The organism is Marinobacter xiaoshiensis (genome assembly GCF_031631795.1).
Taxonomy (GTDB): Bacteria; Pseudomonadota; Gammaproteobacteria; order Pseudomonadales; family Oleiphilaceae; genus Marinobacter; species Marinobacter xiaoshiensis.
The window spans coordinates 195,489-211,265 of the sequence record NZ_JAVMBO010000010.1; the positions used below are offsets into that span (position 1 = coordinate 195,489).

Sequence of the window (15,777 nt, forward strand, 5' to 3'; positions counted from 1 at the left end):
TGAAGGTAGATGTTAAAAACTGAAAACAGGGAACAAAGCTACTCAGCCTCAACGCCCTGTATGGGACGAACTGTCTCCCATTGTTTACAGCTGGGGCATAGCCAGTGCAGCTGCTGCCCCGAGAAGCCGCAACTTACACAACGGTAAACCGGCCTGTTGGCAAGAATCATGAGACCGATACGACTAACGAGGCGCCCTTCGTCAGTGGTCATACCCTTTTCATAGCCTGCCATCTCAACAAGCCGTAACAGACCTCTCATGCTCGGGCGTATTTCCAGTTCCATGCGCAGCAGCTCGATTGCGGCAGGGCGGCCTGCAACTCGCTCTACCGACTCTACCAGAGCCAATAGCAAGCTGGTACTCGGGTAGGCCTCGTATAATTTACGTAATTTCTTGACCAGCCTGCCAATATCTCCATGCTCGTGTTCAAGCTTCATAAGGCGATCAATGGCTTCTGGCCCAAAATCCGGGTTTTGATCAAAGACTTTCAACCCCTGGTTACCCGCATCTCGATAGCTGCCCTGCCGGACCAGAATCTTCATCAAAATCAATGTAGCGCGAACACAGGAGCGGTCGTAATCCAGCGCCTCTTTGGCAAGCTTCTGAGCGCCCCAGCGGTCATCCTTCACAAGTGCCTTTTCCGCCAACTCACAGGTAAGATAAGCAAGGTCCTTGAACATCCCGGGATCTGCATCATTTTTGGTCAGGGCTCGAGCTACATCTGCAGCCTTGCCCCACTCCCGCTCTTGCTGATAAAGCTCGATGAGTTGCTGTGCAGCTTTTCGGCCGTACTCCCGATCTCCCATCAACTGCTGCAATAGCGCTTCAGCTCGGTCCAACAAGCCGGCATTCAGGAAATCCATTGCAAGCTCAAGCGTTACCTGGGGGGAGAACCGGGGGTGCAGTTCAGGCCTTGCGAGCAAATTCTGGTGCACGAGAATGGCTCGATCCGTTTCGCCTTTGTTGCGAAAGTGCCTGCCAATAGAGAGGTGGAGACTTACGGTATCCTTGTTTACAGCCAACGACTGCACAAAATTATCGACGGCCTGATCTGAATAATTCGTGAATAGAAACTGCAACCGATCTTTGACAGAGTCTTCATCGGCAATCTTTGTTCGGGCCCGGCTACGACCATTACCCAGCCGGCCGACAAACCAGCCAACGGCAACTGCAACAGTCAACAGTAGCCACTGAAACACTATGTCCATTAAATAGCCTGGTCGTTCTGGGCCTTGGATTTTTCCAATGCCTGTTCGGCGCGACCAAGTCGTTTCTGAAGAGTCTTGCGGGAAATCGATGTGCGGAATGTGGCGAGAATGGTGATCAGTATTCCAACCAGCGCACCGATAACAAACGACATGATAATCCAGACGGCGACACCATGGGGCTTGGTCTCAAATACCAGAAAGTTAAGAGCAACCGCCATCTGGTTATTCAGGGAGAACACAAGCGCCAGCAATACCAGGACCAGTACCAACAGAATCAAGAGGATCTTCTGTAATCCTGCCATAGCTTTAGCTCTCCCAAACGCTGATAAGTGTCCGAATTATAGGTGTTTCAATTCAGAGATGAAAAGCCTAAAAACCCTGCTTCAAACTGTCATTCACCTGCTCACGAAGTTCCTTGCCGGGCTTGAAGTGAGGAACATACTTTGCTGGCAACTGCACAGCCTCTCCGGTTTTCGGATTCCGACCGGTACGGGCGGCGCGATGGTGAAGGGAGAAGCTACCAAACCCCCGGATCTCGATTCTTTGTCCGTTAGCAAGAGACTGGGACATATGCTCAATAATTGTTTTTACCGCCAACTCAACATCTTTAACCGAGAGCTGCGTTTGTTTCGAGGCAATTAATTCGACCAGTTCTGACTTCGTCATGAGGCACTTCCCTCTTTTCTTATTTATTCGGCCAATGATTGCCGAATTCCCACTTCCTCAGTTTAGCTAAATCAGAAAAAAACACAAAAAAAACGGGCTCTTAGAGCCCGTTTTTTTCTTACCAACCGGATATTAGTCCTTGTTGGCGTTCTGCTGCTGCATTTGCTCCTTGATGAGATCACCAATGGTGGTCGCACCGGAGGAAGTTTCTGCAGTTTTGCTGCGCACTGTATCAATAGCCTGCTTGTCGTCTTCAACGTCCTTGGACTTGACAGACAGGTTGATGATGCGGTTCTTGCGGTCGATGCTGATGATCTTGGCTTCGACTTCTTCGCCTTCCTTCAGAGCGTTACGCGCATCTTCAACGCGGTCACGGCTGATTTCGGAAGCTTTCAGAATCGCTTCAACTTCGTCGTTCAGAGCGATAGTAGCTTGCTTGGCATCAATGGCGGAAACAGTGCCCTTGACGATAGAGCCTTTATCGTTCAGCTGAACAAACTCGGCGAACGGATCGCTTTCGAGTTGCTTGATACCCAGGGAAATACGCTCACGCTCGGGATCTACAGACAGGATAACGGTGTCAACATCGTCGCCCTTCTTGTATTCACGAACGGCTTCTTCGCCTGTTTCGTTCCAGCTGATGTCTGACAGGTGAACCAGACCATCGATGCCACCGTCCAGACCGATGAAGATACCGAAGTCAGTGATTGACTTGATCTTACCGGAGATGCGGTCGCCCTTGTTGAAGTTGCCGGAGAAATCTTCCCATGGGTTGGATACGCACTGCTTGATACCCAGGGAGATACGACGACGCTCTTCATCGATGTCCAGAATCATCACGCCCACTTCGTCGCCAACATTAACGACTTTGGATGGGTGGATGTTCTTGTTGGTCCAATCCATTTCAGATACGTGAACCAGACCTTCAACGCCCTCTTCCAGCTCGGCAAAGCAGCCGTAATCGGTCAGGTTGGTTACACGTGCAGTAACCTTGGTACCTTCAGGGTAACGGCCTTTGATATCAACCCAGGGATCTTCACCCAGCTGCTTCAGACCCAGAGATACACGGTTACGCTCACGATCGAACTTCAGTACTTTAACGTTGATCTCGTCACCAACGTTTACGATTTCGCTCGGGTGCTTGATGCGCTTCCAAGCCATATCGGTAATGTGCAACAGGCCGTCAACACCGCCCAGATCTACGAACGCGCCGTAGTCGGTCAGGTTCTTGACGATACCCTGAATTGACAGACCTTCTGTCAGGGTTTCGAGCAGAGCTTCACGCTCGGCGCTGTTTTCAGCTTCCAGAACGGCGCGGCGAGAAACAACCACGTTGTTACGCTTCTGGTCCAGCTTGATAACTTTGAATTCGAGCTCCTTGTTCTCCAGGTGCGCAGTGTCGCGAACCGGACGAACGTCTACCAGGGAACCTGGCAGGAACGCACGAATACCAGCCAGATCAACGGTGAAACCACCCTTAACCTTGCCGTTAATAATACCTTTGACGACTTCTTCCGCTTCGAAGGACTTCTCGAGTACCTTCCAGGATTCAGCACGCTTGGCCTTTTCACGGGAAAGACGGGTTTCACCGAAACCATCTTCCACTGCATCCAGTGCTACGTCGACTACGTCGCCAATAGCTACTTCCAACTCGCCTTTTTCATTCAGGAACTGGGAGGCGGGGATAACACCTTCGGACTTCAGCCCGGCGTTAACTGTGACCCAGTCGCTATCAACATCAACTACGGTTCCCTGGACGATGGAACCTGGTTTCATGTCAATTTCTTTTAGGCTTTCTTCAAAAAGATCCGCAAAGCTCTCGCTCATTATGAGTCCTATAGGTTCAATGCAAGTATGCTCCGTGTCGCCAGCAACACGGTCTGTTAATAAATTCCGGAATCAGCCAGCGGCTGGCAGATTACGCTGCTCCCGGTATTTCAACGACAAAAAGGTGTAGTCAGGTCTGACCTGCTGCGGCCATACACCTGTCTAGCACCTCCTGTATACTCAACCCCGTAGAATCAATGACTTGCGCATCGTCTGCGGGCTTGAGAGGGGCTGCGGAACGGTTCATATCCCGTTCATCACGAACCCGTATCTCCTCTAAAAGGGCGTCAATACTAACATCGACACCCGCTGCCTTCAACTGGCCGAAACGCCGGCGTGCGCGCTCCTCTGCGCTGGCCGTCAGGAAAATTTTAACGGTGGCATCCGGGAACACCACTGTGCCCATGTCGCGACCGTCAGCAACCAGCCCGGGGCTTTGCTGAAAATCCCGCTGACGCTGCAAAAGTGCATCCCGAACCGGCTGCATTACAGCAATGCGCGATGCATTATCCCCGCAGGTTTCGGTACGAATTTCCGAGGTAACATCCTCTCCTGCAAGAATCACTTTCGCAGGCTCACCTTCAGGGGTGGGCTCGAAAGCAACGTCCAGCGAAGCCGCTACGCGCACCAGTTGTGCCTCATCATCCAGGGCCACGTTCTGGCGAATGGCAGCAAGCGCGGTCAGCCGATATAGCGCGCCACTGTCGAGCAGATGCCAGCCCAGTTTTTTGGCCAGCATTTGAGTAACTGTGCCCTTACCCGATCCGCCCGGGCCATCCACTGCGATGACTGGTGCCTTGCCTTTCGACATTAATGTGCTCCCTGTTCAGCGCCGCCTTCGGCCCCCTCGGCGGATATCTGGATACCCGTTTCCTTCGCAAGCTCCACAAAGCCCGGGAAGGATGTTGCCACAACCGCGCAGCCGTTAATTTCGATCTCTTCGGTGGCGCGCAACGAGGCCACTGCAAAAGACATAGCAATGCGATGGTCGTCATGGCTGTAAACAGAGCCGCCTTTAATGGTTTGCCCGCCCTCGATAATAATGCCATCTTCCGTAACCGTGGTTTCCACCCCAAGTGTTGCAAGGCCATCAGCCATCACCTGAATGCGATCACTTTCCTTTACCCGAAGTTCCTCAGCGCCGGTCAGAACCGTACGGCCAGTTGCGCAGACAGCCGCAATAAACAACACCGGGAATTCGTCGATGGCCAGGGGCACCTGGTCTACCGGTATATCAATGCCTTTGAGCTCTGCTGAGCGAACGCGCAAATCGGCCACTGGCTCGCCACCAATTTCACGCTCGGCCATAACTTCAATATTGGCACCCATCTGGCGCAGAATATTAATTACCCCTACCCGTGTCGGGTTCATGCCCACATGGCGCAGTAACAGATCAGAATTCGGAGCAATGCTCGCGGCAACCATAAAGAAGGCCGCTGATGAAATATCTGCCGGGACATCAATCACGCCGGCTTTCAGCTTGCCACCACCTTTAACGCTGGCTGTGGGACCTTCACGCTCTACCTTGTAGCCAAAGCCCGCCAGCATACGCTCGGTGTGATCCCGCGTTGGTGCAGGCTCAGTAACAGACGTAGTGCCATCGGCATACAAGCCGGCAAGCAACAGGCAGGATTTAACCTGAGCACTGGCAACCGGCATATCGTAATGAATACCGGTCAACTTCTTATCCTGAGTACCGTGAATTTTTAGAGGCGGGCGACCGCCCTCGGCGGTATCAATAACAGCACCCATGGCTCTTAACGGATCGGCAACACGATTCATGGGCCGTCCGGAAAGACTGGTATCACCCGTCAGTTCGGACGCAAATGGCTGCGCCGCCAACAGTCCCGCAAACAAGCGCATGCCGGTGCCTGAATTGCCGAGGTATATTGGCCCACGAGGCGCCTGCAAGCCGTTCATTCCGACGCCGTGAATGCGCACAAAGCCGTTATCCGGCCCTTCGATGGCAACACCCATGTCACGGAAAGCCTGCAGCGTTGCAAGACTGTCCTCTCCTTCGAGGAAACCTTTTACCTCAGTTATGCCCTCTGCAAGCGCTCCGAGCATAATCGAGCGATGAGAAATGGATTTATCGCCGGGCACCCGAATGTCGCCATTTACTGAGCCGCCGGGCTGAAGACGGAACGTCACCTGATTTTCACTGTTATTTGTCACGTAAGCCTGTCCTGAAAGCATTTTTGAAAAGTGTTCGCGTGCTGCTTTGGCGCGGCCGAACACTCGCAGCAATGTGGCGCCGTCCTGATCCGCTATTGCTGTGCGCAGCTGATCCAGATCCTGGGTAAAGTGGTCAATAACCCGGAGAACGGCATCGCGGTTGGAAAGAAAAATATCGTGCCACATAACCGGATCACTCGCGGCTATGCGGGTAAAATCACGGAACCCGCCTGCAGCATACCGGAAAATATCCATGTTCTCGTCTTCTCCAGCCAGTGTATCCACCAGCGAGAAGGCAATCAGATGGGGCAAGTGGCTCGTCGCCGCCAACACTTCATCGTGATACGCCACAGACATGGTGAGCACAGTGGCACCGCAGGCTTCCCACAAGGCCTGGAGCCTTTCCAGATGAGGGGCGCTGACGTTATCCGGAGGCGTCAGTATTACCTTGTGATTGCTGAACAGATCCGGATTGGCCGCACGAATGCCGCTTCGCTCTGATCCCGCAATCGGGTGCCCGGGAATAACGCGAGGCGAAAACTCACCAAATACCGCCTCTACATCTTTTACAAAGCCAGACTTGGTACTGCCCACATCAGTAAGAATGGCATCTGCTGCAAGGTGTGGGCGTATCTCCTCTAACACCTTGCGGGTCGCCTGCACTGGCACCGCCAGTACGATAAGGTCTGCGCCCCGCACTGCCTCTGCAGTGGTTTCCGCAACCGTATCAATTACACCCAGCGATTGACCTAACAGAAGATCCTCTTTGCGCTGATCCACCCCAACCACTTCCCGAGCAAGGTTGTTTTTCCGGATGGCACTCGCCAACGAACCACCTATCAGGCCCAACCCGATTATGGCTACACGCTGAAATAGCGGCTCGCGCACTGGCACCTCAGGCTCCCTGCCCTGCTGCCGCCAACGCTTTTGCGAGGGCGTTGAGAAATAGTTCGTTTTGTTCAGGCAACCCCACGGACACCCGAAGATGATTGGGCATGCCGTAGCCTGTTACAGGGCGCACAATGACTCCGTGGCTCAGTAATGCCTGATATACCCCCATAGCTTGCGGCCCCACTTCAACGGCCACAAAATTCCCCGATGAGGGAATATACCGAAGACCCATCTGATCGAAGGCTTCTTGCAACTGCTTCAGGCCAGCGGTGTTGGCAGCGCGGGAGCGCTGCAGATAATCTGTGTCCTCCAGCACCGCGGCGGCGGCCGCAAGAGCAGTGGAGTTTACATTGAAAGGCTGGCGCACGCGGTTGAGGATATCGGCAATCGCCGGTGAGCTGATGCTGTAACCAACGCGCAGAGCAGCAAGGCCCCAGGCTTTGGAAAAGGTACGGCACACGATCAAATTGGGGAAACGGCTTAGTAGCGCAACACCATCCGGGTCTTTCTCTCCGGTCATGTATTCGTAGTAGGCCTCGTCAAGGACTACCAACACATCGGCCGGAATTTTGCCCAAAAATGCTTCAATCGCGTCTGAATCGTGCACGGTGCCCGTAGGGTTGTTCGGGTTGGCTACAAAGACCAGGCGAGTGCGCTCTGTGACTGCCGCCGCCATGGCATCCAGGTCGTGACCCCAGTCTTTGGCCGGCACGGCAACCGCTTTGGCGCCAATAGCTTGAGTAACAATTGGATAAACAGCAAACGCATACTGGGAAAATACAATTTCCGAATCCGCACCGGCAAAACAACGGGCAATCACTTCGAGCACGTCATTTGAACCATTTCCGAGCGTAATCTGGCCCGGGTTCACACCGAGATATGCAGACAACTTTTGCTTCAGTTCAAACCCATTGCCATCGGGATACAGGCAAAGTTCCTTCAGCGCGTTTTCGGCCGCTGAAATTGCTTTTTTACTGGGGCCCAAAGGGTTTTCATTGCTGGCAAGCTTGATAATTTCGGCGGGGTCCAGCCCCAGCTCACGGGCCAGCTCACTGATTGGCTTGCCCGGCTGATAGGGAGACAAAGCCTGAACGCCTTCTACCGCAAGGCTCTGATAATCGATGGCCATATACCTTCCTTAAAACTATCTACTAAAGAACACCGATGGGATAGGAACCCAGGCGCTTGAGCTCGACGGCTTCTTCGTCTACCTCGGCAAGCACTTTGCGAGCCTGCTCATCGCTCATGTGGCCTTCAAAATCGATGTAGAACACATAGGCCCATGTGCCACTTGGTGACGGCCGGGTTTCAATCCGCGTGAGGCTGATACCATGACTGTGAAACGGCTCAAGCAGTTGATACAAAGCGCCCGGCTTGTTTCTCATGGAGACAAGAATGGATGATTTGTCGTGCCCGCTAGCAGGGACATCTTCGCGGCCAATAATCAGGAACCGGGTGGTGTTGTCCGGCCGGTCCTCAATGCTGTTCGCCAGTTTTTCCAGGCCATAGAGCTCTGCGGCCATATCGCCAGCAATTGCTGCTGTACCCGGCTCTTTGGCTGCACGGCGAGCCGCCTCAGCATTGCTGGAAACGGTTACCCGTTCAATCCCGTAGCGATGGGTATCCAACCACTGGCGACACTGGGCAAAAGACTGCTGATGGGAGTATATGCGGGTAATTTCCTGATCCCGGAATTCCGGCGACACCATCAGATGGTGGTGAATTCTCAACTGCACCTCACCGCAAATTTTCAACGGAGATGTCATGAACATATCAAGGGTGTGGTTGATCATGCCTTCCGTGGAGTTCTCAACTGGCACAACGCCATAATGAGCAGCTCCGGATTCTACCTCGCGGAAAACCGCATCAATCGCCGGCAAAGGCACACTCACTACTGAGTGACCGAAATGCTTGAGCGCTGCAGCTTGGGTAAAAGTGCCGATAGGACCCAAAAAGGCAATATGCATGGGCTTTTCCAGCGCCAGGCAAGCCGACATGATTTCCCGGAATAGTCTCGCCATTTCTTCATCTGGCAATGGGCCGGGGTTGGCCTCCTTGATACGGCGCAGCACCTGGGCTTCACGCTCCGGGCGATAAAAAAACACATCCTCCCCAGGGTTGGCATCCATTTTTACATGGGCCACTTCCTGTGCGCATTTCGCACGAGCACTGATCAACTCCATAATCTGCTGATCAAGGCTGTCTATTTCTACCCGTAATTCTCCTAAGCGAGTCTGCTCATCACTCATGATCAGCCCCGCTCCTTCGCAAATTCAGTCATGTACTGGATCAAGGCATCTACGCCTGCTTCAGGCATGGCGTTATAGATACTGGCACGCATACCTCCCACCGAGCGGTGCCCTGCCAGATTCAACAAGCCCCGCGCATCGGCTCCTTTAAGGAAAGCACCGTTGAGGGCGTCATCCTGAAGGGTGAAGGGAATGTTCATCCAGGAACGGAAGCGTGGGTCGATTGGGTTGGCGTAAAACTCATTAGCATCAATAAAGCCGTACAGCTTTTCTGCTTTCCTGCGGTTTGTCTCGCCCATGGCAGTTACGCCGCCCTGGGCTTTCAACCACTTGAAAACCAGCCCCGCAAGATACCAGGAGTATGTTGCAGGCGTGTTGTACATGGAGCCGTTATCCGCAATCACCTGATAATTCATCATGGTTGGCGTGTCCTTGCGGGCTTTGCCAAGGAGGTCTTTCCGGATAATGACAACAACCAGGCCGGAGGGGCCTATGTTTTTCTGGGCACCTGCGTAGATAAGACCAAACTTTGAAACATCTACCGGGCGCGAAAGCATGGTAGAAGACATGTCTGCCACCAATGGAACGCCGGCGCTATCGGGAACAAAATCAAACTCCAGTCCACCGATAGTTTCGTTGGGGGTGTAATGCAGGTATGCGGCATCGGCACTGGTCTGCCAGGCGGCTTGATCAGGAATGCTGACGAAGCCGCCCTCTTCCGAGCTCGCAACCACATTCACACCGGCGTAGCGTCTGGCTTCATCAATGGCCTTTTTCGACCAGATTCCAGTATTTACATAATCCGCAGACGTTTTGTCACCAAGCAGGTTCAGAGGAATCGTGGAGAACTGGCTTGATGCTCCACCCTGCATGAAAAGTACGGCGTAATCATCTGATACACCAGCCAATTCACGCAAGTCTCGCTCAGCAGTTTCGGCGATCTCAACGAACGCATCACTACGGTGGCTCATCTCCATTACGGACATGCCTGTGCCACGCCAGTCCAGCATTTCATCCCGTGCCTGTGCCAGCACACTTTCCGGCAAGGTTGCCGGACCTGCACAAAAGTTATACGCCCTGCTCATGTTCCTGTGGTCTCTCACGTCTTGCGGATTCGGTGTTCGGCAGTGCTGGCTTATTCCTCGCCAGCATCCTGTTCCGGACTGTTAGTTTCGCTTTCGTTGGTTGAAACGTCTTCGCCTTCGATATCTGTATCTTCAACATCTACATCAGCATCTTCGATGTCGTCATCGTCGGTTTCAGCTATCCGCTCCACACCGACCAGGCGCTCGTCTTCCTGGCTCAATCTGATCAGACGTACACCCTGAGTGTTCCGACTGAGAACCGATACTTCATCCGTACGGGTACGAACCAGCGTGCCCTTGTCGGAAATCAGCATCATTTCGTCGCCTTCGAACAGCTGCAGTGCCGTTACCAGGTTGCCGTTACGCTCGGAGCACTGCATGGCAATAACGCCCTGACTGCCACGGCCGTAGGTTGGGAACTCTTCAAGTGCAGTGCGCTTGCCATAACCATTCTCACTCGCGGTCAGAATAACGCCGCCTTCCTGTGGAATGATCAGGGAGACCACCTGGTGGCCTTCTGGCATTCTGATACCGCGCACACCACGGGCTGTTCTGCTCAGCGGACGAACGGCTTCTTCATTAAAGCGAACCGCCTTGCCAGCTGAAGAAAACAGCATGATTTCCGCATCGCCCTCGGTTATTGCCGCGCCGATCAATGTATCGCCTTCATCCAGAGACAAGGCAATCAGGCCACTGCTGCGTGGGCGTGAGAAGTTGGGCAGAGCCGTCTTCTTGACCACGCCGGCAGACGTTGCCATAAGGACAAACTGGTTCTCGGGGTAATCACGCACCGGCAGGAATGTGGTGATACGCTCACCCTCATCCAACGGCAGAATGTTCACCATCGGCCGGCCACGAGACGCACGGCTGGCACGAGGAATCTCGAACACTCGCAACCAGTACACCTTGCCCCGGTTTGAGAAGCACAAAATGGTATCGTGGGAGTTGGCCACCAGAAGCTTTTCAACGAAATCTTCGTCTTTCATGGAGGTCGCAGCCTTACCACGGCCACCACGGCGCTGAGCCTGGTAATCTTCAACTGCTTGAGTCTTCGCGTAACCACTATGGGAGATAGTTACAACCAGCTCTTCTTCATCAATCAGGTCGGCGATTGTGAGGTCACGCTGTGAGCTAGTTATCTCAGTGCGACGCTCATCACCAAACTCTTCTACTACGGCTTCCAGCTCTTCACGGATAACCTGCATCAAACGATCAGGGTCAGCCAGAATCTCAAGCAAGCCAGCAATTTTTTCCAGGATTTCCTTGTACTCGTTCTGGAGCTTTTCAGTTTCCAGCCCCGTCAGGCGGTGCAGACGCATATCCAGGATAGCCTGGGTCTGTTCCGGAGACATAAAGTACAGGCCATCGCGCAGGCCATAGATTTCTGGCAGATCGTCCGGGCGGCAGGCATCTTCGCCAGCACGCTCAAGCATCGCCATTACATCACCTGGCGCCCAGCCACGGGCCATCAGCTTTTCCTTGGCTTCCACAGAGCTTGGGGAGGCCTTGATCAGCTCGATCATCTCATCGATGTTGGCCAGCGCAACAGTCAGGCCTTCAAGTATGTGGCCACGCTCACGGGCTTTACGCAGCTCAAAGATAGTACGGCGAGTGACCACTTCACGGCGGTGGCGCACGAACGCATCCAGCATTTCTTTAAGGTTAAGTATTCTTGGCTCGCCGTTGATCAGCGCAACCATGTTGATACCGAATACCGTCTGCAGCTGGGTGTGCTTGAACAGGTTGTTGACCACAACCTCCGGGTTTTCACCACGGCGCAGCTCTATAAAGATCCGAATACCTTCCTTGTTGGACTCATCCCGCAGCTCGGTGATGCCTTCCAGTCGCTTTTCCTTCACCAGCTCAGCGATCTTTTCGATCAGACGAGCCTTGTTCAGCTGATACGGCAGCTCGGTGATAATAATGGCGTCACGATTGGTTTTCTTATCGGTTTCGATTTCGTGGCGGGCGCGAATGTAGATGCGGCCACGACCGGTACGATAGGCTTCAACAATGCCGGCACGGCCGTTGATGATACCTTCTGTCGGGAAATCCGGACCCGGAATGAACTCCATCAGTTCATCGCAGGTGAGATCCGGATTATCAATCAGCGCCAAACAACCATTAACCACTTCGGTCAGGTTGTGGGGCGGAATGTTGGTCGCCATGCCTACAGCGATACCGGAAGAGCCGTTCACCAGCAGGTTAGGAACCCGGGTAGGCATAACTTCAGGAATGCGCTCTGTGCCGTCGTAGTTATCAACAAAATCTACGGTTTCTTTCTCGAGATCCGCCAGCAACGAGTGTGCAATTTTTTTCATGCGGATTTCGGTGTAACGCATGGCTGCCGCGTTATCACCGTCGATAGAACCAAAGTTGCCCTGGCCATCTACCAGCGGATACCGCAGAGAGAAAGGCTGGGCCATACGAACGATGGTGTCGTAAACAGCAGAGTCACCATGCGGGTGGTATTTACCAATAACATCACCCACCACACGGGCAGACTTCTTGTAGGCCTTGTTCCAGTCGTTGTTCAGTTCGGACATAGCGAACAGAACACGACGGTGAACCGGCTTGAGGCCATCCCGCACGTCAGGAAGTGCTCGCCCGACAATTACGCTCATGGCGTAATCGAGGTAAGACTGCTTCAGTTCGTCTTCAATATTGACCGGCAGGATCTCTTTGGCTAATTCACCCATCGAGAAAGGTTCCTTTGCGTTATCTGGAAGTCGTTTCAGGGCCGCTTCCCGGCCCCATAATTATTCTTCGTCAAACCGCCAACTCTACCACAGTCGCACCCTGCTGGGGGCAACTGTGCGTCAGCCTTAATCAAATACTACCGTCTTGTTTTCGTGGGTAATCACGCGATCTTCGATATGAGAGCGCAATCCCCGTGCGAGAACATTTTTCTCTACATCCTTACCCAGACGCACCATGTCTTCGATGGTGTCGCTGTGATTGATGCGAATAACGTCCTGCTCAATAATCGGCCCTTCATCAAGGTCCTGAGTCACGTAATGGCAGGTAGCGCCGATCAACTTCACGCCGCGGCTGTATGCCTGGTGATAGGGACGTGCCCCGGCAAAGGACGGCAGAAAACTGTGATGAATATTGATCACCTTGCCTGAGTACTTTGCACAAAGCTCGGCAGGCAAAATCTGCATATAGCGCGCAAGCACCACCACATCGGCTTTGTAGCCTTCAAAAAACTCGTCGACCTGGGCAAACGCTTCTTCACGATTAGCCTTGCTCACCGGAATATGGTGGTATGGAATACCATGCCACTCCACCATGCTACGCAAATCATCATGATTGGAGATAACAGCAACAATTTCAGCGTTGATTTCATTGCTGTGCCAGCGGTACAGGAGGTCAGCCACGCAGTGGGACTCCTTGCTGCACATCAGAACCACTTTTTTGGGCTGGGCCGAATCGGCGATATGCCAATTCATGTTGAATTCCCGGGCAATCGGCGCAAATGCCGCACGGAACTGCTCAAGGCCAAACGGGATAGACTCAGCTTTGATTTCGTGACGCATGAAAAACCAACCACTATGGGTATCGGAGTGGTGGCTTGCTTCGGTTATCCAGCCATTATAAGTGGACAGAAAATTACTCACCTTGGCGACAATTCCAACCCCGTCGGGGCAGGAAATCACAAGACGGTAGGTATGCTCCATGAAAGCCTTTCCTTAACTGACAAACGGGAAAGCGGATGCGACGAAAACTCTTGCCGGAAACGGCAGCCCGAACAGGAACCCGAACAGGAACCCGAACAGGAACCCGAACAGGAACCAGGGTTAGCCGGTACGCACCCTATAAAATGACGGGCTATTATAGCCTATCTGAACATCAGAAACGAGGAATGGAGACATGGACAGAGGCCCGCACCAGCAAATTCGAAAAGCCCGACTCACTGTACCCTCAGGCAGGCTACGCGCACTCACCCTGATGGCAAGCCTGACTGTATACCTTGCAACTCTGGCATCACCGGTTTTCAGCCAGGCCATTCTGGAGGGCGAGCGCTTTTACCCCGCCAGCGCGTCTAACGGCATGGTGGCAACCAGCCACACCCTGGCTACAGAGGTAGCTCTGGACGTACTGAAAAACGGCGGCAACGCTGTGGATGCCGCTGTAACTGCCGGTTTTGCCTTGGCCGTCACCCAGCCAAGATCCGGAAACATCGGTGGTGGTGGTTTCATGTTGATCTCAAAAGGCGATGGCTCTGAACCGGAAGCCATAGATTACCGGGAAAAAGCGCCCTCAGGCGCCACTGAAACCATGTATCAGGATGAATCCGGAGAAGTGGTCAAGGATCGCAGCCGGTTTACCCACCTGGCTGCGGGTGTCCCCGGCACCGTTGCCGGCCTTGCCTTGGCACTGGAACGCCACGGCACTATATCCCTGAAGCAGGCACTGGCACCGGCAATCAAACTTGCCCGGGAGGGTTTTATTGTTCCTAAGCGCTTCAGCGAAGGTCTTGAACAAGCCCGCGAGCGGCTTCAGCGCTGGCCCGCAACCCAGGCAACTTTTTACAAGGAAGACGGCTCCGCCTGGCAAGCCGGCGAGCGTTTTCGTCAACCGGAACTGGCAGACACCCTGCAGCGTATTGCAGATGATGGCGTGAAAGGTTTTTACGAAGGGGAAACTGCACGGCTGATTGTTGAAGAAATGGAAAGGCACGGCGGCCTCATTACCCGACAGGATCTTGAAAACTATCAGCCGGCTGTGCGCGCCCCTGTGCATGGAAACTACCGGGGCTACGATATCTATTCCATGTCACCGCCCTCCTCTGGAGGCGCTCACATTGTGCAGATACTGAATGTTCTTGAAGGCTTCCCTATCTCAGAGCTGGGCCACAACTCGGCGGATACGATTCACTATATGGCCGAAGCCATGAAGCTGGCCTATGCCGACCGCTCTGAATATTTGGGCGATACGGATTATGTAGACGTGCCACTGAAAGGACTGACCAGTAAATCTTATGCCGACGAATTGCGGCAAGGCATCAAGATGGACAAGGCTCGCCCGGCGAGTGAGGTTCGTCCCGGCCAACCAGCAAGCTACGAAAGCCCTGAAACCACGCATTTTTCGGTTGTAGATAAGTGGGGCAATGCGGTATCAAACACCTACACCATCAACTTCAGTTATGGCTCAGGCATCACCGTACAAGGTGCCGGCTTTCTGCTCAACAATGAAATGGACGATTTCAGCGCCAAGCCGGGCGTGCCCAATGCCTACGGCCTGATTGGCGGCGCAGCAAACAAAGTGGAGCCTGGTAAGCGCATGCTCAGCTCCATGTCGCCCACCATTGTGCGCAAAGGTGACCGCAACTTTCTGGTCACCGGCAGCCCTGGCGGCTCGCGCATTATCACTACAACCCTGCAAGTGATCATGAACGTGATTGACCACGGCATGAATATACAAACCGCCGTCAACGCGCCACGCATACATCACCAGTGGTTGCCGGATGAAATTCGCATTGAACAAGGTATCAGCAAGGACACTATACGCCTGCTGGAAAGCCGGGGGCACAAGGTGGTCACCAACTCGGCTATGGGTGCCATTCAGAGTATTATGATTGGAGAAGATGGCACGCTATATGGCGGAGCAGACCCGAGGCGCAGCACGTCTTCGGCCATGGGCTACTAACTCAATAGACAAACTGGAGGCATC

Annotated in this window: 12 protein-coding genes; 1 reads left to right on the forward strand and 11 read right to left on the reverse strand. The window is 53.6% G+C overall.

All coding sequences use genetic code 11. The annotated features are described in order from the left end of the window. Positions 1-38: 38 nt before the first annotated feature. From lapB to purU, 11 genes are all read right to left on the reverse strand, one after another. Positions 39-1,208 carry a lipopolysaccharide assembly protein LapB gene (gene lapB, locus RKA07_RS08500; protein ID WP_200371089.1) on the reverse strand — a complete coding sequence of 390 codons (1,170 nt, stop codon included), beginning with the start codon at positions 1,206-1,208 and terminating at the stop codon, positions 39-41. Then, entirely contained in the window at positions 1,208-1,510 is a 303-nt protein-coding gene (locus RKA07_RS08505) for a LapA family protein (RefSeq protein ID WP_200204366.1), read from the reverse strand. Before RKA07_RS08505 ends, lapB begins: the two co-directional genes overlap by 1 nt. Positions 1,511-1,577: 67 nt before the next feature. Beyond that, positions 1,578-1,874 (reverse strand): integration host factor subunit beta, encoded by a 297-nt coding sequence (locus tag RKA07_RS08510; RefSeq protein ID WP_100640373.1) that lies wholly within the window; start codon positions 1,872-1,874, stop codon positions 1,578-1,580. A 132-nt stretch (positions 1,875-2,006) separates the two neighbouring features. Then, a complete protein-coding gene (gene rpsA, locus RKA07_RS08515) occupies positions 2,007-3,701 on the reverse strand; it encodes a 30S ribosomal protein S1 (RefSeq protein WP_200204364.1) in 1,695 nt (564 codons plus the stop codon). A gap of 130 nt (positions 3,702-3,831) precedes the next feature. Continuing rightward, on the reverse strand, positions 3,832-4,512 hold the full coding sequence (gene cmk, locus RKA07_RS08520; protein ID WP_200204362.1) for a (d)CMP kinase: 681 nt from the start codon (positions 4,510-4,512) through the stop codon (positions 3,832-3,834). Continuing rightward, positions 4,512-6,770, reverse strand: a complete 2,259-nt coding sequence (locus RKA07_RS08525; RefSeq protein ID WP_310966111.1) for a bifunctional prephenate dehydrogenase/3-phosphoshikimate 1-carboxyvinyltransferase — start codon at positions 6,768-6,770, stop codon at positions 4,512-4,514. Before RKA07_RS08525 ends, cmk begins: the two co-directional genes overlap by 1 nt. A gap of 1 nt (position 6,771) precedes the next feature. Continuing rightward, positions 6,772-7,896: a histidinol-phosphate transaminase gene (gene hisC, locus RKA07_RS08530; protein WP_310966112.1), complete on the reverse strand. Its 1,125-nt coding sequence runs from the start codon at positions 7,894-7,896 to the stop codon at positions 6,772-6,774. 22 nt (positions 7,897-7,918) lie between these two features. Then, complete coding sequence (pheA, locus tag RKA07_RS08535) at positions 7,919-9,016, reverse strand: prephenate dehydratase (RefSeq protein ID WP_200371086.1); 1,098 nt, start codon at positions 9,014-9,016, stop codon at positions 7,919-7,921. Positions 9,017-9,018: 2 nt separating this feature from the next. Continuing rightward, positions 9,019-10,101, reverse strand: coding sequence for a 3-phosphoserine/phosphohydroxythreonine transaminase (serC, locus tag RKA07_RS08540; protein WP_310966113.1), 1,083 nt, complete (start codon positions 10,099-10,101; stop codon positions 9,019-9,021). A 50-nt stretch (positions 10,102-10,151) separates the two neighbouring features. Then, positions 10,152-12,800 carry a DNA gyrase subunit A gene (gene gyrA, locus RKA07_RS08545; RefSeq protein WP_200371084.1) on the reverse strand — a complete coding sequence of 883 codons (2,649 nt, stop codon included), beginning with the start codon at positions 12,798-12,800 and terminating at the stop codon, positions 10,152-10,154. 126 nt (positions 12,801-12,926) lie between these two features. Beyond that, on the reverse strand, positions 12,927-13,781 hold the full coding sequence (gene purU / locus RKA07_RS08550) for a formyltetrahydrofolate deformylase (RefSeq protein ID WP_310966114.1): 855 nt from the start codon (positions 13,779-13,781) through the stop codon (positions 12,927-12,929). A gap of 193 nt (positions 13,782-13,974) precedes the next feature. Between purU and ggt the strand changes: the two genes are divergently transcribed. Further along, complete coding sequence (ggt, locus tag RKA07_RS08555) at positions 13,975-15,753, forward strand: gamma-glutamyltransferase (protein WP_310966115.1); 1,779 nt, start codon at positions 13,975-13,977, stop codon at positions 15,751-15,753. Positions 15,754-15,777: the final 24 nt, after the last annotated feature.